This is a genomic window from Paenibacillus terrae (assembly GCF_005217525.1).
GTDB lineage: Bacteria > Bacillota > Bacilli > Paenibacillales > Paenibacillaceae > Paenibacillus > Paenibacillus terrae_C.
In genome coordinates this window covers 187,384-201,542 of the sequence record NZ_PNXQ01000016.1, presented here as the reverse complement: position 1 = coordinate 201,542, position 14,159 = coordinate 187,384, and the positions used below count along the sequence as shown (strand labels likewise).

The 14,159-nt window shown below is 48.3% G+C and carries 12 protein-coding genes; 3 read left to right on the top strand and 9 right to left on the bottom strand.

The window, feature by feature from the left end; all coding sequences use genetic code 11:
* Positions 1 to 53 precede the first annotated feature (53 nt).
* The 3 genes from C1I60_RS18515 to C1I60_RS18505 all read right to left on the bottom strand — a co-directional run bounded on the left by C1I60_RS18515 (position 54) and on the right by C1I60_RS18505 (position 3,130).
* Entirely contained in the window at positions 54 to 335 is a 282-nt protein-coding gene (locus C1I60_RS18515) for a hypothetical protein (RefSeq protein ID WP_137063069.1), read from the bottom strand.
* Positions 336 to 476: 141 nt separating this feature from the next.
* On the bottom strand, positions 477 to 2,261 hold the full coding sequence (locus tag C1I60_RS18510) for an ATP-binding cassette domain-containing protein (protein WP_137063068.1): 1,785 nt from the start codon (positions 2,259 to 2,261) through the stop codon (positions 477 to 479).
* The gene (locus C1I60_RS18505) at positions 2,246 to 3,130 is read right to left on the bottom strand and encodes an ATP-binding cassette domain-containing protein (RefSeq protein WP_137063067.1); all 885 of its coding nucleotides are present in this window, start codon (positions 3,128 to 3,130) and stop codon (positions 2,246 to 2,248) included. The genes C1I60_RS18510 and C1I60_RS18505 overlap by 16 nt, the downstream gene beginning before the upstream one ends.
* An 83-nt stretch (positions 3,131 to 3,213) precedes the next feature.
* Here C1I60_RS18505 and C1I60_RS18500 point away from each other — a divergent pair, with 83 nt between their 5' ends.
* Positions 3,214 to 3,804: a biotin transporter BioY gene (locus C1I60_RS18500; protein ID WP_137063066.1), complete on the top strand. Its 591-nt coding sequence runs from the start codon at positions 3,214 to 3,216 to the stop codon at positions 3,802 to 3,804.
* Between the two features lie 21 nt (positions 3,805 to 3,825).
* On the opposite strand, the gene C1I60_RS18495 is transcribed toward C1I60_RS18500, so the two are convergent.
* The 5 genes from C1I60_RS18495 to C1I60_RS18475 all read right to left on the bottom strand — a co-directional run bounded on the left by C1I60_RS18495 (position 3,826) and on the right by C1I60_RS18475 (position 10,055).
* Positions 3,826 to 4,668: a carbohydrate ABC transporter permease gene (locus C1I60_RS18495; RefSeq protein ID WP_137063065.1), complete on the bottom strand. Its 843-nt coding sequence runs from the start codon at positions 4,666 to 4,668 to the stop codon at positions 3,826 to 3,828.
* A 28-nt stretch (positions 4,669 to 4,696) separates the two neighbouring features.
* Positions 4,697 to 5,575: a carbohydrate ABC transporter permease gene (locus C1I60_RS18490; RefSeq protein WP_137063064.1), complete on the bottom strand. Its 879-nt coding sequence runs from the start codon at positions 5,573 to 5,575 to the stop codon at positions 4,697 to 4,699.
* 79 nt (positions 5,576 to 5,654) lie between these two features.
* The gene (locus tag C1I60_RS18485) at positions 5,655 to 6,956 is read right to left on the bottom strand and encodes an ABC transporter substrate-binding protein (RefSeq protein ID WP_137063063.1); all 1,302 of its coding nucleotides are present in this window, start codon (positions 6,954 to 6,956) and stop codon (positions 5,655 to 5,657) included.
* 194 nt (positions 6,957 to 7,150) lie between these two features.
* Positions 7,151 to 8,254 (bottom strand): response regulator, encoded by a 1,104-nt coding sequence (locus C1I60_RS18480; RefSeq protein WP_137063062.1) that lies wholly within the window; start codon positions 8,252 to 8,254, stop codon positions 7,151 to 7,153.
* A complete protein-coding gene (locus C1I60_RS18475) occupies positions 8,247 to 10,055 on the bottom strand; it encodes a sensor histidine kinase (RefSeq protein WP_137063061.1) in 1,809 nt (602 codons plus the stop codon). Before C1I60_RS18475 ends, C1I60_RS18480 begins: the two co-directional genes overlap by 8 nt.
* A 166-nt stretch (positions 10,056 to 10,221) precedes the next feature.
* Here C1I60_RS18475 and C1I60_RS18470 point away from each other — a divergent pair, with 166 nt between their 5' ends.
* Complete coding sequence (locus C1I60_RS18470) at positions 10,222 to 11,226, top strand: LacI family DNA-binding transcriptional regulator (RefSeq protein WP_137063060.1); 1,005 nt, start codon at positions 10,222 to 10,224, stop codon at positions 11,224 to 11,226.
* Between the two features lie 23 nt (positions 11,227 to 11,249).
* Positions 11,250 to 13,529: an alpha-galactosidase gene (locus C1I60_RS18465; RefSeq protein ID WP_137063059.1), complete on the top strand. Its 2,280-nt coding sequence runs from the start codon at positions 11,250 to 11,252 to the stop codon at positions 13,527 to 13,529.
* A 210-nt stretch (positions 13,530 to 13,739) separates the two neighbouring features.
* Here C1I60_RS18465 and C1I60_RS18460 read toward each other — a convergent pair whose 3' ends face one another.
* Positions 13,740 to 14,093: an Asp23/Gls24 family envelope stress response protein gene (locus tag C1I60_RS18460; RefSeq protein WP_137063058.1), complete on the bottom strand. Its 354-nt coding sequence runs from the start codon at positions 14,091 to 14,093 to the stop codon at positions 13,740 to 13,742.
* Positions 14,094 to 14,159: the final 66 nt, after the last annotated feature.

Below are 14,159 nucleotides of genomic sequence, written 5' to 3'. Positions count from 1 at the left end.
CGGAGGCTATCATCTATTTTATAACATCATATCATGACTAATCATTGTGGGAATTAAGATTTGGTCACGTTATTGGGAACTGATTCGTCATAAACGTCCTGGCCGGGATAATCCCGAACTTCCTCCTCATGCAACTCATGATTTTCATAATCAAAACGATGCGCGGTTCTCTGATCTACTCGCCACGGCGAGCTTTTTCCAAGAGATTCAGACATCAGAGCTGAACCGTAAGGACCTTCAGGGAACTCTTCGAGAACCAGATCATTTCGCTGTGACTCCACCGTAGATACATCCGTATATTCTTGCTTTTCTTCCTGCAAAAATTTATCCTTCATCGTTGCCCCTCCCTATCCGCTTTGAGATGATCAAAGCAAGCCTATTTTGAGCAAAAACGAATTTATTTATGCATGATGTTTGAAAAGCACTGCGTTTCAGGCTCTGATTCAGGTTTGGTTCTGTCGCAATAATTTTCTTCTTCAGAGATTCCGAATGGATATAAATAATGCAAAAACAATAAGGCCTGTGATACAGATCATCGTATCCCGCTTGGACCATACCAGCAAGACGAAACGTGTTCCTAGCAGGGAATGCTCTTTAACTTTCCGCATTTCCATCCCGATCGTCATGTCCTCCGCACGCTGAAACAGCGACATCAGCAAGGGAATCACCATCGGTCCAAGATCCCGCACCCGCACCGTGTTTGGTCGTAGTGCAGCTTTGCCGCGTGCCCGGACAATCAGCGAAAATCGCTGCCATTCACTCCAGATCATCGGAATGAACCGAAAGGTTAACGATACGGCAAGTGCAAACGAGGTAACGGGAAGCCTCAATCTTTTGCCAACACCAAGCACCCAGTTCAATCCTTCCACCATGCGTCCATAAGGCGTAGTCAGCGAAAACCAGAGACTGGCCAAAGTAACAATTAACAAGCGGTACACATTCAGCAAAGTAGCCTCCGCCTGTATCAGGGAGAAACCGAACTGGAGACTGCCCCTTTCTGTTGAAAGAGTTGTTCCTGACAAAACCGTGGATATGAGAAAAAACAACAATAACGGCTTCATTAACTTCACGCAGCCAGCCAGAGCTTGTCGAGGCAGAGCAGCTAGTGCCAGCGCTACTGGCACCAATGTGAATGACAGTCCCAGCCAGCGATGTTGAAGCATCGACGCAGTTACGAGCAAAATATACAAAATCCATTTGAGACGCGGGTCCATGGCACCGTACAATCCGATGCTTGAAACTGCCTGGCTGTCCGCTGATGCCAGATTAATAATTTCTGCGGCTACATTACCTTGAGCCAGTGCAGAAGTTGCCGATTCATTGGTATGCACCTTTTCCTGTTCCATCTTTTCTGCTGCACGCAGCTCATCATCCGGCTTGAGCTCCTGCACCATATCCCATCCATGTAACCTGGAAAAAACAATATGTTCAGCCATCTCCTCCGGCGTCAATGCGGTAAAAGGCAGCTCAATACCTGCCACAGCGAATTGCTGTGCCAGTCGCATGGAAGGTGGCAGCCCAAGCCCAGCCTGCTCCAGCAGGTCTGGCCGTGAATGGATTTCTTTGGGTGCCAGATCAGCGATCAGACACCCTTCTCGAAGCAAAAGAACCCGATCCGCACGCGGCAAAAACGTATCCAAGTCGTGCGTAGCCACAACGGCTCCCCCACCTGCATGCCGATGCTGATCCAGCGCTTTGAGCAGAAGCACTACACTTTGCGCTTCCAATCCGGCGCTGGGTTCATCCAGAAGCAGCCAATGCGGCTCGACAGCGGTTCCCAATGCAAGACCAAGTCTTCTTCGTTCCCCTCCGCTTAGTGCAAATGGCGATCTGTCCAGATTGAACCGCCGCTCCGACTCTTTGCCTGCTGGCGGGTCCCACTGTTCAAGGGCACTGGAAATTTGGCGTTTCTTTTGCTCCTCGGTAAATCGATATGGACGCAGAGAATACGCGAATTCACGCTGAACGCTGCGGGCAAACAGTTGTTGCTCCGGGAATTGAAATACCAGCCCCATCCGCAAAAGAATAGACTGCGGCACTTTTCTGTTTTGCCAGAAGGGCTCATCATCCAGCAGAATACTCCCTGCATTTGGTGGTTTTAGGCCAGCTATCGTTTGCAGCAGCGTAGTTTTTCCCGACCCTGTGCAACCCACCAGCAGGGTGATTTCCCCACTGTTCATTGTAACGGACACATCCTGAAGCAGTGCACGTTTATGGGGTTCCGGCGCTGCTACACTTAAATGATTCAATTCGATATGCAACAGGCTACCTCCTTAACCAGCTGCTCAGGTCGCAGTGGAGTGGCATGACGGAGCATGCCTTGCTGCTTCAGCAGGAGCGCCGTTTGCACAGTGAAAGGTGGATCAAGCCCAAGTCGCTCACAAGGTGATCGCTGCTCATCTTCTTTGGCAAGGATCACCTCCTTCTCACGCCCATAAAAGAAGGACGAAGGCACTCCGTCATACACACAACGTCCTCGCTCCATAGCAATGATTCGATCACATAAGGTGGCTTCTTCCAGATGATGCGTAATCCAGATTACCGCCGTCCCCTCGCGGACAACGGCATGCACAATGGCTTCCATTCGTTCTCTCGCACCGGGATCCAGCATGGCTGTTGGCTCGTCCAGAATGAGTACGTCCGGTTTGGCTGCCAGCGCTACCGCAATGTTGAGCAATTGTTTTTGCCCTCCAGAAAGCTGTGAGATTGCCGCACCCGGCGAAAAGTCAAGCCCTACGGTATGTAATGCGTGTTCTCTACGCCGTAACTGTTCGTCTACGGATCCAAGCAATGGCGACAGGGCAAAGTGAAATTCCTCTTCAATGGTGTCACCGATTACCTGCGCATCAGGCTGCTGTAGGACTCCACGAACGACAAGTTCTGGAGAAGCCTGCCTTGCTCCACCGGATAACGGAGTGAACCCAATCAACAGCCCGGCCAACGTACTTTTGCCGCTTCCATTGGCTCCTACTACACTCATCCATTCTCCGGCATGCAGTTTCAGGGAAACTCCATCAACCGCCTTACGAACACGCCCAGACTCTGACTCATAATGAACACGAGCATTCTCCAGCGTGATTAATGGTATAACGTTTTGCATCACAAATTGGTCCTTTCCCTTTTGATTCATTTGTGGTACGATCCAAATCGTTAACCAAATTATATTTATTTGGTTAACAATAAGACTACCAAAATCGAAAGGAGTGTTCAAACATGAAATTATCTTTGCGAGGTACTGTATTTAGCGCACTCATGGCGGCCATACTGGTCCTTTTCGGATACATAAGCATTCCGATCGGTTTCTCGCCTGTCCCGATTACATTGCAAACTCTTGCCGTGATGCTGGCTGGAGGATTGCTGGGCCCATTGTACGGTTTTCTAAGCATTGCTCTGGTCGTAATTTTGACTGCACTTGGCTTCCCTCTTTTGCATGGAACCGGAGGGCTGGCCGTTCTACTGGGTCCTACAGGAGGATACGTCATGATGTGGCCCATATCCGCTCTCCTGATTGGATGGCTACTCGCTCGAATCAAACTGAAAGGCTTCTTCGGTTACTTCCTGGCTTTTATCGTATTGGAGCTGTTTGGTTCAATGCTGATCTATGTTTCAGGTGTGCCCTGGCTTGCCTTTGCCTATAAAATGTCGTTCTCCGAAGCCATGATTCAGGGTTTCTATCCTTATATTATCGGAGATCTGATCAAAGTCTTGTTCGCTGCTATTATCATTGCACCGGTGCAAACGGTTTTCCCGCCACAACGACTGACAGGCCACATGAGTTCGACGGTTGTACAAGCGGATTCCTAAGGGCTTTCAACCTGATTCCTTTTATCCTTTCACGGCGGAACCTACTGTCATCGCCCGCTCCACTTGTTCACTCAAGAATAGATAGACAAGTACCATCGGTAGGGAAGCTATAGTCATAACAGCCCCCATGGCCCCCCAATCCGTGCTGTAAGAGCCCTGGAAGAAAAGCAAGCCTAACGGCAAGGTCTTCATATTCTCATCAGAAATCAGAATATAGGCTAAAGTGAACTCATTCCAGTTGTTCAAGAACTGAAAAATGGCTACAGTCGCAATTGCAGGCAAGGCAAGCGGCAAAATGATCTTCAGGAACAGGCTATAAATACTAGCTCCATCTATGCATGCCGCCTCTTCGATCTCCTTAGGGATTCCTACAAGAAAACCAAAGAAAACCATTGACGAGAAAGGAAGCCCAATTGCGATATAGGGAAGAATAAGAGCTCCATACGTATTCGTAAGGTGAAAATCTCGAACCAGAATGGCCAGTGGTATCATAATAACCTGTAGCGGCATAAACATTCCTATGATCATATATGTCCGTATGGCAGAACGAAACCTCCACCTCATGCGAGCAACTGCAAAGGCAAACATCAGAGCCAGCAAAAGGATGAACAGAGTCGAGATCATAGATACGACAAGACTGTTCAGAAAATAACGGGGAACATTAAATTGCGTCCAGGCATTGATATAATTTTCGTAACGAAAATGCATTGGTAATCCGAATGGGTTGGTGACGAAAATCTCATCATTGTTCTTCAACGAGTAGGAAACCATCCAGAACAACGGATAGACGGAAACAATCAGATACAGCCACAGCGGTATCTGCAGGACAGCTTGTCTGAACTTGCCCAAAGCGGTTTTACTCATCTCGTTCTCCTTTTCAATACACGCCTTATCAGGCGGTTTGTCCGCGGTTGAACACCTTATTGATAACTACAGTTGCCAGCAGCGAGATCAACACAAGCAACACGGATACAGCACATGCATAGCCATAGTTGCTCTCCATAAAGGCATAGCGATAAATCATGAATGTCAATGTATAGTTTGTAGTACCAGGACCTCCGTTTGTCATAATTAGCATCTGCACAAAGGCACCTATTCCAGAGGTAATCGCAATAATGAAGCAGAATTTGTACGTTTCCCTCATCAAAGGAAGCGTGACATGCAGGTGCGCCCTCCACTTGCTGCAACCGTCAATCGTCGCGGCTTCAAAGTAGTCCTCGGGTACTGATTTTACCCCTGCATATAGCAGGGAGAATTGATACCCCATAAACTGCCAGGCGTTAACGAAGGCGATGGCAATGATTGAAGCTGTCGGAGAGCTCAGCCAATTTTGCTGATATGGGATATTCAAGAGATCGAACAGCCGGTTGATCAGTCCGTTGGTCGGGTCGTAGATTGCAATCCACAGCTGGCATACCACGGTCACGGATAGAACCACCGGGATAAAATAAGCTGTTTTCAGTATTTTCCGCCCGCGTGTACGCGGGTCCGCACAGATTAGCGCCAATAGAGTTCCCAAGCCGATCTGAAAGACCGCCAGCACAATTGCAAAGATCAATCCGTTCTTAAGCGAATTGGCAAGTAGAGGATCGGAGAACAACTCCCGGTAGTTACTCAATCCCGAAAAGGTCGGCGTACTAAGGCCATCCCAATCATAAAAGCTACGAAGAACGGTCTGCAGAACCGGATAAATCAGGATCACACTGTACAGGATCAAAGCAGGGAGCAGAAACAGTGCCAGCGCCGGTTTGTTCCCCAAATATTTATTCATGTCTTGCTTCCACCCCTTATCTTCGGAACAGCCTCCCCTAGCGACTTAAGCCGCCAAGGGTTGCCTTGTCCCTGGATTATCAGTTTTCCTTCTCCAATGTACTGTTCAAATTGTTCACAAAATCCTCTGCCGAGAAGTTGTTCACCATCAGATTCTGGGTATTGTCATTAATTACGTTCTGAATTTTTGTATTGCTCAGAAGTTGAGCATATTTTTGGGCGTTTGGCAGCAACTCTTTGGCGACCCGCTGCATCATTGTTGGAACATTGGAGGCAATTTGCTTATCGACCTTAGGCGAAATGATTGGACTTCCAAGTTGGGTATATCTGTACTCGGCTGATTTTGTTGCAAGGAAGGCTGCTACCTTTAAGGCCGTTTCCTTACTCTTGCTACTTGGCGATACTGCATAACCCTGCGGCGCCCCCGCGCCATCGATGAAGTATTTGGACTTCTCGTATGTTGCTTCATCCTTTGCAGGCCAATACATCCAGTCAACCTGGTCGCCCAGCTTTTCCTGCGAGCTGTAAATTTCCCATTGTCCGTTCACAAACATGGCAGATTTGCCTTGATAGAACAGGGACGATGCCTGGTCATAATTGGTATTCGTGGCGTTCGCGTCGAACAATCCGGCTGCCTGCAATTGCTTCATCTGCTGTGCCGCTGTTACGAACGCTTCCGGCAATGCTTTTACACCTTCCTGATCAAGTGCTCCGAATCCTTGCGGCTGCTCTCTTGTGACCAACCCATTATAAAAAGCGGTCGTAATCCATTTTTCCTTGGCAAAGATCGACATGGGCACATAACCAGCAGCTTCCAACCTTTTCGATGCTTCGGCCATCTGCTCTATCGTCTTAATCGGCGTTTTGATTCCGACCTTCTCGAAAATCGACTTATTGTAATAGAGAAGCTGGAATTCAATGCCGGTATCCGGATAAGCATACACATGATTGTCTGGAGCTACTAAACGCGATTCAACACCCGGGTTAAGATTCTCCTTGAATCGGGCCGTTGTGTCATAGTTGTCCAGCACCTCGACATTTTTCGATTTCGCCAAAGTTTGCAGGGTCGGCCAATCCGTGAAATAGATATCCGGCATATTTCCCGTTGCTGCATAAGTCTTCAGCTTCTGGTATCCGTCCTGAACAGCAGAATCCAGTTCAATCTCGACGTTTGGCATTTCCTTTTTGAGCTCTTCCACTGCATAATCGAACGGCTTTGCGGTATCGTCATCGAAATGCTGCGCATATACCTTCAATTTGATCGTTCCGTCTCCCGCCTTCGCTTCAGAGGAGTTTGAGTTTTCCCCGCCACAAGCGGCCAATCCAACGGACATGGTGAGCACTAGCAATGCTGTACTCCAACGTTTGTAAGTTTTTTTCATTGGTTTATATCCCCCTTATGTGTTTCTTTGTTGATTGCGCTTTCATTTGCATGGCTAAAGTATACTCCTGACTCTTTCCTTCTTTAAGGAATAAAACGGGCCTTATCAGTAAAAAACGGGACAAAAGAACGAGCGGCCCTCCCATAAGGAGAACCGCTTGTCTGTAAATTGGATTTTCCTGCCTCTTAGGACAGCTACCTTTTTTTGAGCTGCTCATATTCAGTCGGCGTCATGCCAAAGCGTTTTTTGAAACACTTGCTGAAATAATTAGGGTCGCTGTATCCGACGCTTTCAGCGATTTCCGACAGCTTCCGATTTCCGTTCAGCATGAGTTCCTTGGCCTTCTTCATCCGGATGTGTGTAATATGATCCACTATGGAGAAGCCGGACTCTTTGCGGAAGATACGCCGCAGATAGCTGGGATCGACGAATACCCCGCCCGAAACCTGTTCAGCGGACAGCTCTGTGCCTGCATAATGCTCCTCGATATAGGCGATCGCCGCAGCAAAGAGATTGGAAGCCTTCGTAGGTCGCATATCCTCCATCAACTGGATTAGCCTGCGGTAGAGGGTGAGCATCCACCCTTCAACAGCCTCCCAGGAACCTAACTCCCGCAGTCGATCGTAAGGAGATTTTTCTCCTCCGTTCTCCCATAATCGATCATAAGAAATGCCGCGTTCACTTGCAAAGGAAAGTGCAAGTGACACGATCCCCATGATCATGGCATCAGCGTACTCATCTCCCCACTCATATACACCTAGCTGACGGATTGCCTTGCGGACCTCCTCTAACGTTTCACTGTCTTTCATACGGAGATCAAGCACGACCGCATCTCGCAGGTGACCCAAATCAGGCATACATGCTCTACTATGCAACGCTTCACTATGATCCCTCCACTTTGCGGTTTCGCTGTCCCTCGGAAGCTCCGGTAGTTTCGGCTTAATACGATCCAGCATCGAGACCATTTCTTCTGCATTGAACGGCTTTAGTAAATAATCCTGCACTCCGGTTCGAACCGCCTTCTGTAGATATTCAAATTCGTTATGTCCGGAAATGAATACAATAACGATACGTTCGAACTTGACTTTCAACCTCTCTGCTAACTCAATTCCGTCAATGAAGGGCATATTGATATCAACGAGGGCGAGATGAGGCTGGTGTCGCTCGGCTTCCTGAAGCGCTTCCCTCCCATTCCTTGCCTCACAGCAAACCCGAAATCCGTGACTTTCCCAGTCTATCTTAATTCGCAGAAAATCCCGGAACAGCGGCTCATCATCGACAATCATCACTTTATACATCTTTGTGCTCACTCCCCTTTGGTAGCGTCGGCAGCGAAAGGTCAACAATGGTTCCTTCTCCGGGAACACTCTGCACCGATATCCCATACTCCTCACCGAAGTACAGACTCAGTCTCTGCTGAACGCTGTAGGTGCCAATTGACCGTATTCCTTCATCCGGTAAATGTCTGGACATTATGGTCTGAACCTGGATTTCGTCCATCCCCACTCCGTTGTCCTCCACTCGAACGACCACCTTATCACCCTGTTTAAAGGCATAAATGCGGATAAAACCTTTTGTTCCTTTCTTCTTAAGACCGTGGTAGATCGAATTCTCGACAAGCGGCTGGAGCGAGAGCTTCGGAATCGGTGTACCCGCAAGTTCCGGTGGAATATCCACCTCATAGCGGAACACATCGGGATAACGGATTTGCAGAATCGTCAGGTAATCATCGGTAATCTGAGCTTCCTTCTCTAGAATAATGAGCTCCCGTCCCTTATTTAGCACCATTCGATAAAAATCTGCCAGCGCCTTTGTAGTATCTCTAGCCTCATCACTACGGTCCAACTCATTGAGTGCGTAAATGGTATCCAAAGTGTTGTATAGAAAATGCGGTTTAATTTGGGCGCTCATCAATGCAAGCTCATATTCACGCTTACGGTTCTGTTCCTGCCTCACCTCATCCAGTAGCTCCCGAACCCGTCTTACCATAAAGTTAAACGCTTCAGCAATGGTACCGATTTCATCCTCAGTGCGGACTGTTGCAACCGGTTGCAAATCACCGGTTACTACTTTTCGCATTGCCTTAGTCAGTTGTTCGAGAGGACTAACGACCATTCTGGACAGAAAGCTAGCACCCAGCCAGGAAAAAACAAGGCATAATACGCCGATTAAAAGCGACAGCCTAACATTTTGCCGGACATCAGCCGTAAGCAGGCTGAGAGATACAATATTGACCAACTTCCAATCCATCCGGTCATAATCAATGACCGTTACCAAATTGCCCTCATCCTCGAAAGAGCACGTTTCTTGGGACATATCAGGGGCGCAACGTTGAATGGCCTCAGCCAGATGTGGATTCACCGGATTCATCAGCATCTCATTATCTTTTGCCACGACCACGCGAGTTCCGTTATTCAAAAAATAATAGGATTTGGGCACATCCGGATCACTAGAACGAAAAAAAGCGGACAGACCTTCTTCCTTCACTAGCAGAAAAAGCGTTCCATAGGGTTCGCCGGTGTCTATATTAATGACCGTCTTCCCCAGCGTCAAAACCGGGAAGTTCGGATCTGGAGTTAGGAAATCTCTCCTCTCCATATCAAACCAGAGTGCCTGTCCATAACTTTTTGATTCCCTTACCCGCTTAATCATGCTATAGACTTTGCTCTCATCCCCACTCTCGGTGTAAGATGCGAAAATTGTCCCTTTATTATCAATGAATACAGCGGCATCTACCTCACGAAAGATTGACAAGTCAATGGATAGGCGGCTCTGCATCAGGTTTCCAAACTGAATACGCTCCATGGCAGTATCAGGCTTGGCACCGTATGAATCATACACCCGGTTAATATTCGTGACCATAATATTGGCCGCCGTTTCCACACTGCTGAATATGTAATCGGTCCGAGACAGGATAAGCTGAGACTCGTCCACCACGTTGCTGGTGGTACGGTCTATCAAAGAACGACTGAAGAGTTGGCTAGATAACAGCCCAAGAATGAGCAGAGAAACAATAATTAGCGGAAGAAATACCGTAATAACCTTGCTTTTGAATCGAAGCCGACCAAACCATTTTCGAGCTAGTGACAGAATATTCAATTTGAAACCCCTCCGTCCTCAAGAGAATATTCATCATGTTAACACAACTAATCTGCACAGTAGTAGATCAAAAGTAAATTCAACAGCTATCTTGAAAGTATAAAGGGGATGTGTTAGGATGAAGTTGATTTTTAGTAAAATTATTAACTAAAAAGGTGTGAGCTCTTTGGCAACCATTAAAGACATTGCCCGCGAAGCGGGTGTGTCTGCCGCAACAGTTTCAAGGGTTTTAAATAACGATCTGTCTCTGTCCGTGAGCCCAGACACCAAAAACAGAATTTTTTCGATTGCCGAACAGCTTGGGTATAAGCCTTCCCGGCTGAGACAATTAAAGCGGAACACGGAACGTGCTGGAAAGACGGTCTCCCTCCTGTTGTGGTGTTCCATTGAAGAGGAACGGGACGATCCGTATTACGCCTCGATCCGTCGTGGAATCGAGCTGCGCTGTGAAGAGCTTGGCCTGACGTTGGGACAGACCCTGCGGGGCCGCTCTTCCATCTTCACCTTGCAGAAGACAGACGGTCTGATTGTTGTGGGCGGCGTTGATCCTGAAGAGATGATCAAATTGCATCCCGACAAGAACTCCATTGTCCTTGTGGACCAGTACCATGAACAACTGGAGTACGATTCTGTACGCCTCCACTTCCGTCAAGCTGTTGATCAGGCACTCGGACATCTAATTGAGCTGGGCCACCGACAAATCGGGTTTATCGGCGGCAAGAGCGACGGAGAGCGACGGGTGCATTATTTTGAACGGTTCATGCGGGAACGGGGGTTGTACAATCCTCAATTCGTTCGTATAGGCGCCTGGAGCACCGCGGATGGATATTTGATGATGAACGAGCTCCTTGTCAAAAAGGAACGACCGACGGCCTGCTTCGCTGCAAGCGACCCGCTCGCCATCGGTGCGCTCCGTGCCCTGCATGGGCATGGAGTCAATGTACCAGAGGATATGGCTATCGTCGGCTTTGACGACATTGAGATGGCGGCCTTCGTACATCCTCCGCTAACCACTGTACGCGCCTACCCCGAAGAGATGGGAAAGGCTGCCGTCCAACTGCTCTCTGAACGGTTTGAGGGACGTGAACCACCTGCGCACAGCGTGATCGGGACTAAGCTTGTCATACGGGAGAGCTCGTGCAGAAACATACGTGAAAACAAATTGATATGAAGAATCCTCAAGGAGTGAATACCATGAACATTCATGTAGATGAGACGCTTGGTTTGTTTCACCTGCAGTCCAAGGATTGCAGTTATATTATCCAGCTTGTAGAAGGATATCCCGCACATGTTTATTGGGGAGCACGACTTCATCATGACAAAAGTCTGGCAAGTATATTGGAGCTTAGGGAGCGGTGCTCCTTTTCTCCCAATCCTGTTCCTTCCAATCGTACGCTTTCCCTGGATACGCTTCCCCAGGAATATCCCCAGTATGGAACAAGCGACTTTCGTCAGCCCGCTTATCAGGTTGCACTTGCGGAAGGAACTCGCATTACGGAGCTAAAATATAGTGGCTACCGCATTGTACCAGGTAAACCAAAGCTTGAGGGACTTCCTGCCGTCTATACCGAATCGGATGATGAAGCGGCAACTCTCTTTCTGATGCTTGAGGACAAATACTCGGGTCTTAAAACTACACTGCTCTATACTGTATTTGCGAATCACAGTGCTATTGCTAGGTCTACCCTTTTTGACAATAAGGGAAGCGCTGTCATGAATATTGAGCAAGCAATGAGCGCCTCTGTCGATTTCGCCGATTCCAACTACCAGGCTCTCTACCTGTCCGGAGCGTGGGTGCGCGAAAGACATATCCAGCGCCGCGACCTAGGACCCGGGGCCATTCGGTTGGAAAGCCGTCGGGGCTCCAGCAGTCATCAGATGAATCCCTTTCTGGCACTGCTTCGTCCGGATGCAACTGAAGATCGCGGAGATGTGTACGGCTTTAGTCTGGTCTACAGCAGCAACTTCGTCGCACAGGCAGAAGTAGAGCAGTTCAACCAGACCCGTGTAAGTATCGGAATCAATCCCTTTGACTTCTCCTGGCGACTTGAACCGGGTCAATCATTCCAGACCCCCGAAGCCGTCCTGGTCTTTTCCGAAGAAGGTCTTGGAGGCATGTCGCGCACCTATCATCGTCTCTACCGCACTCGACTGTCCAGGGGGGCTTATCGTGACAAAGAACGCCCTATTCTCGTAAACAATTGGGAAGCTACTTATTTCAACTTCGACGCCGATAAAATCGAAGCGATTGCTAAGGAAGCGGGGCCCCTCGGTATTGAGCTCTTTGTTCTGGATGATGGTTGGTTTGGCAAACGAGACAACGATGATAATTCGCTTGGAGACTGGTTTGAAAACAGCCGCAAGCTGCCTGGAGGTCTTGCCGACCTAGCCAAAAGGGTTAATGAACAAGGATTACAATTTGGCTTGTGGGTAGAGCCGGAAATGGTATCTCCTGATAGTGAATTGTACCGCAAGCATCCCGACTGGTGCCTGCATGCTGAGGGTCGGCGGCGGACGGAAGGTCGATCCCAGTTAGTGCTCGATCTCTCCCGCAAGGAAGTATGCGATTATTTATACGATACGCTTAGCTCCGTTTTTTCGATCGCTCCGATTACTTATGTCAAGTGGGACATGAATCGTAATATGACGGAGATTGCTTCGGCTACAGCTTCTAGCGAACGTCAAAAGGAAACCGCACACCGTTATATGCTTGGACTTTACGACCTGCTGGAACGTCTGACCTCCCGGTTCCCGGACATCTTGTTCGAAAGCTGTTCTGGAGGAGGCGGACGTTTCGATCCCGGAATGCTCTACTATATGCCGCAAACATGGACCAGTGATGATACCGATGCGGTTGAAAGATTGGCTATCCAGTACGGAACAAGCATCGTATATCCAGCCAGCACCATGGGAGCACACGTATCGAGCGTACCGAACCACCAGGTGGGACGAATGACCTCTCTCGCCATGCGTGGTGACGTGGCAATGAGTGGAAACTTTGGCTACGAGCTTGACCTTACTGCATTTACAAAGGAAGAAAAAGAGCTCGCTGCCAAACAAATCGCCCAGTATAAGGAAATTCGCTCCCTTGTACAGCAGGGGAATATGTATCGGCTGCTTAGCCCGTTTGAAGGCCGAGGCGATACGGCTTGGATGTTCGTTAGCGAGGACCAGTCGGAAGCGTTTGCTGCTTATTTCCGCGTACTGGCTGAGCCCAATGGTCCAATCCTGCGATTAACTTTAAAAGGACTTGACCCAGAGAAGAAGTATAAGATCGAAGCCGGCGCAGCAGGCAATGCTGCAGACCATACAGGTAATACCTTGGCGGAAGACGGCGGTTCCCCTTTCCACGAAGCGTTCGGCGGCGAAATCTTTGGAGGTGATCGCTTAATGAAAATAGGGCTTGTTGTCTCGGATCTGTCAGGAGATTTTGTCAGCTCTACCTTCCGCCTTAAGGCTATCCCCTGCGGATAATGGAGCAGCTAGTGACGATAATAGGACGATAAAAAAATTAAAACAAGGCAGATTGATTCTCTGGTCTGCCTTGTTTCATTATTAATCCGATAATTTAGGTATATTCATTCACTTTCGTTTGCTTCAAATCCTGTCTGCCACAGTGCGTGGAACCATCTCATCACTTGCCAGCTTCTCGATGTATTTCGGAACGACCGTTGGCTCTTTACTTCAGGGATTCTGTATGCGAGCAACTCCCTCCACCTTGACGTTCACCACGATCGACGATAATCCTGTCATATTAGTTATATCCTCCATGACATTTTTCTGTAACTCTCGGGCCACCTCATGAATGAAGCATCCGTAATCGACGACTACTCTGAGATCAATAATCGTTCCATCCGGGCTTACTGTCACTGAAATTCCTTTTTTGAAATTTTTTCTATTCGGACGTTTGATTGCTTCTTTTGAAATCCCTCCGTAGATTGCTGATATTCCGGGAATTTTCAATGCCGCCAAACCAGTAATTTGGGATAGAACATCATCTGATATTTGAATGTGGCCGTGCTGCTCGTTTTCAGTCATACAATGCTCTCCTTTGGTACCATCTAAAATTCTGTTTATACTGCTTTTGAATAATAAGACTACTCT

Excerpts from the sequence above, each read along its gene's own strand:
- C1I60_RS18460 (WP_137063058.1), bottom strand. The coding sequence starts at position 14,093 with ATGACTGAAAACGAGCAGCACGGCCACATTCAAATATCAGATGATGTT.
- C1I60_RS18485 (WP_137063063.1), bottom strand. The coding sequence starts at position 6,956 with ATGAAAAAAACTTACAAACGTTGGAGTACAGCATTGCTAGTGCTCACC.
- C1I60_RS18495 (WP_137063065.1), bottom strand. The coding sequence starts at position 4,668 with ATGAGTAAAACCGCTTTGGGCAAGTTCAGACAAGCTGTCCTGCAGATA.
- C1I60_RS18505 (WP_137063067.1), bottom strand. The coding sequence starts at position 3,130 with ATGAATCAAAAGGGAAAGGACCAATTTGTGATGCAAAACGTTATACCA.
- C1I60_RS18465 (WP_137063059.1), top strand. The coding sequence starts at position 11,250 with ATGAACATTCATGTAGATGAGACGCTTGGTTTGTTTCACCTGCAGTCC.
- C1I60_RS18480 (WP_137063062.1), bottom strand. The coding sequence starts at position 8,254 with ATGTATAAAGTGATGATTGTCGATGATGAGCCGCTGTTCCGGGATTTT.
- C1I60_RS18500 (WP_137063066.1), top strand. The coding sequence starts at position 3,214 with ATGAAATTATCTTTGCGAGGTACTGTATTTAGCGCACTCATGGCGGCC.
- C1I60_RS18490 (WP_137063064.1), bottom strand. The coding sequence starts at position 5,575 with ATGAATAAATATTTGGGGAACAAACCGGCGCTGGCACTGTTTCTGCTC.
- C1I60_RS18515 (WP_137063069.1), bottom strand. The coding sequence starts at position 335 with ATGAAGGATAAATTTTTGCAGGAAGAAAAGCAAGAATATACGGATGTA.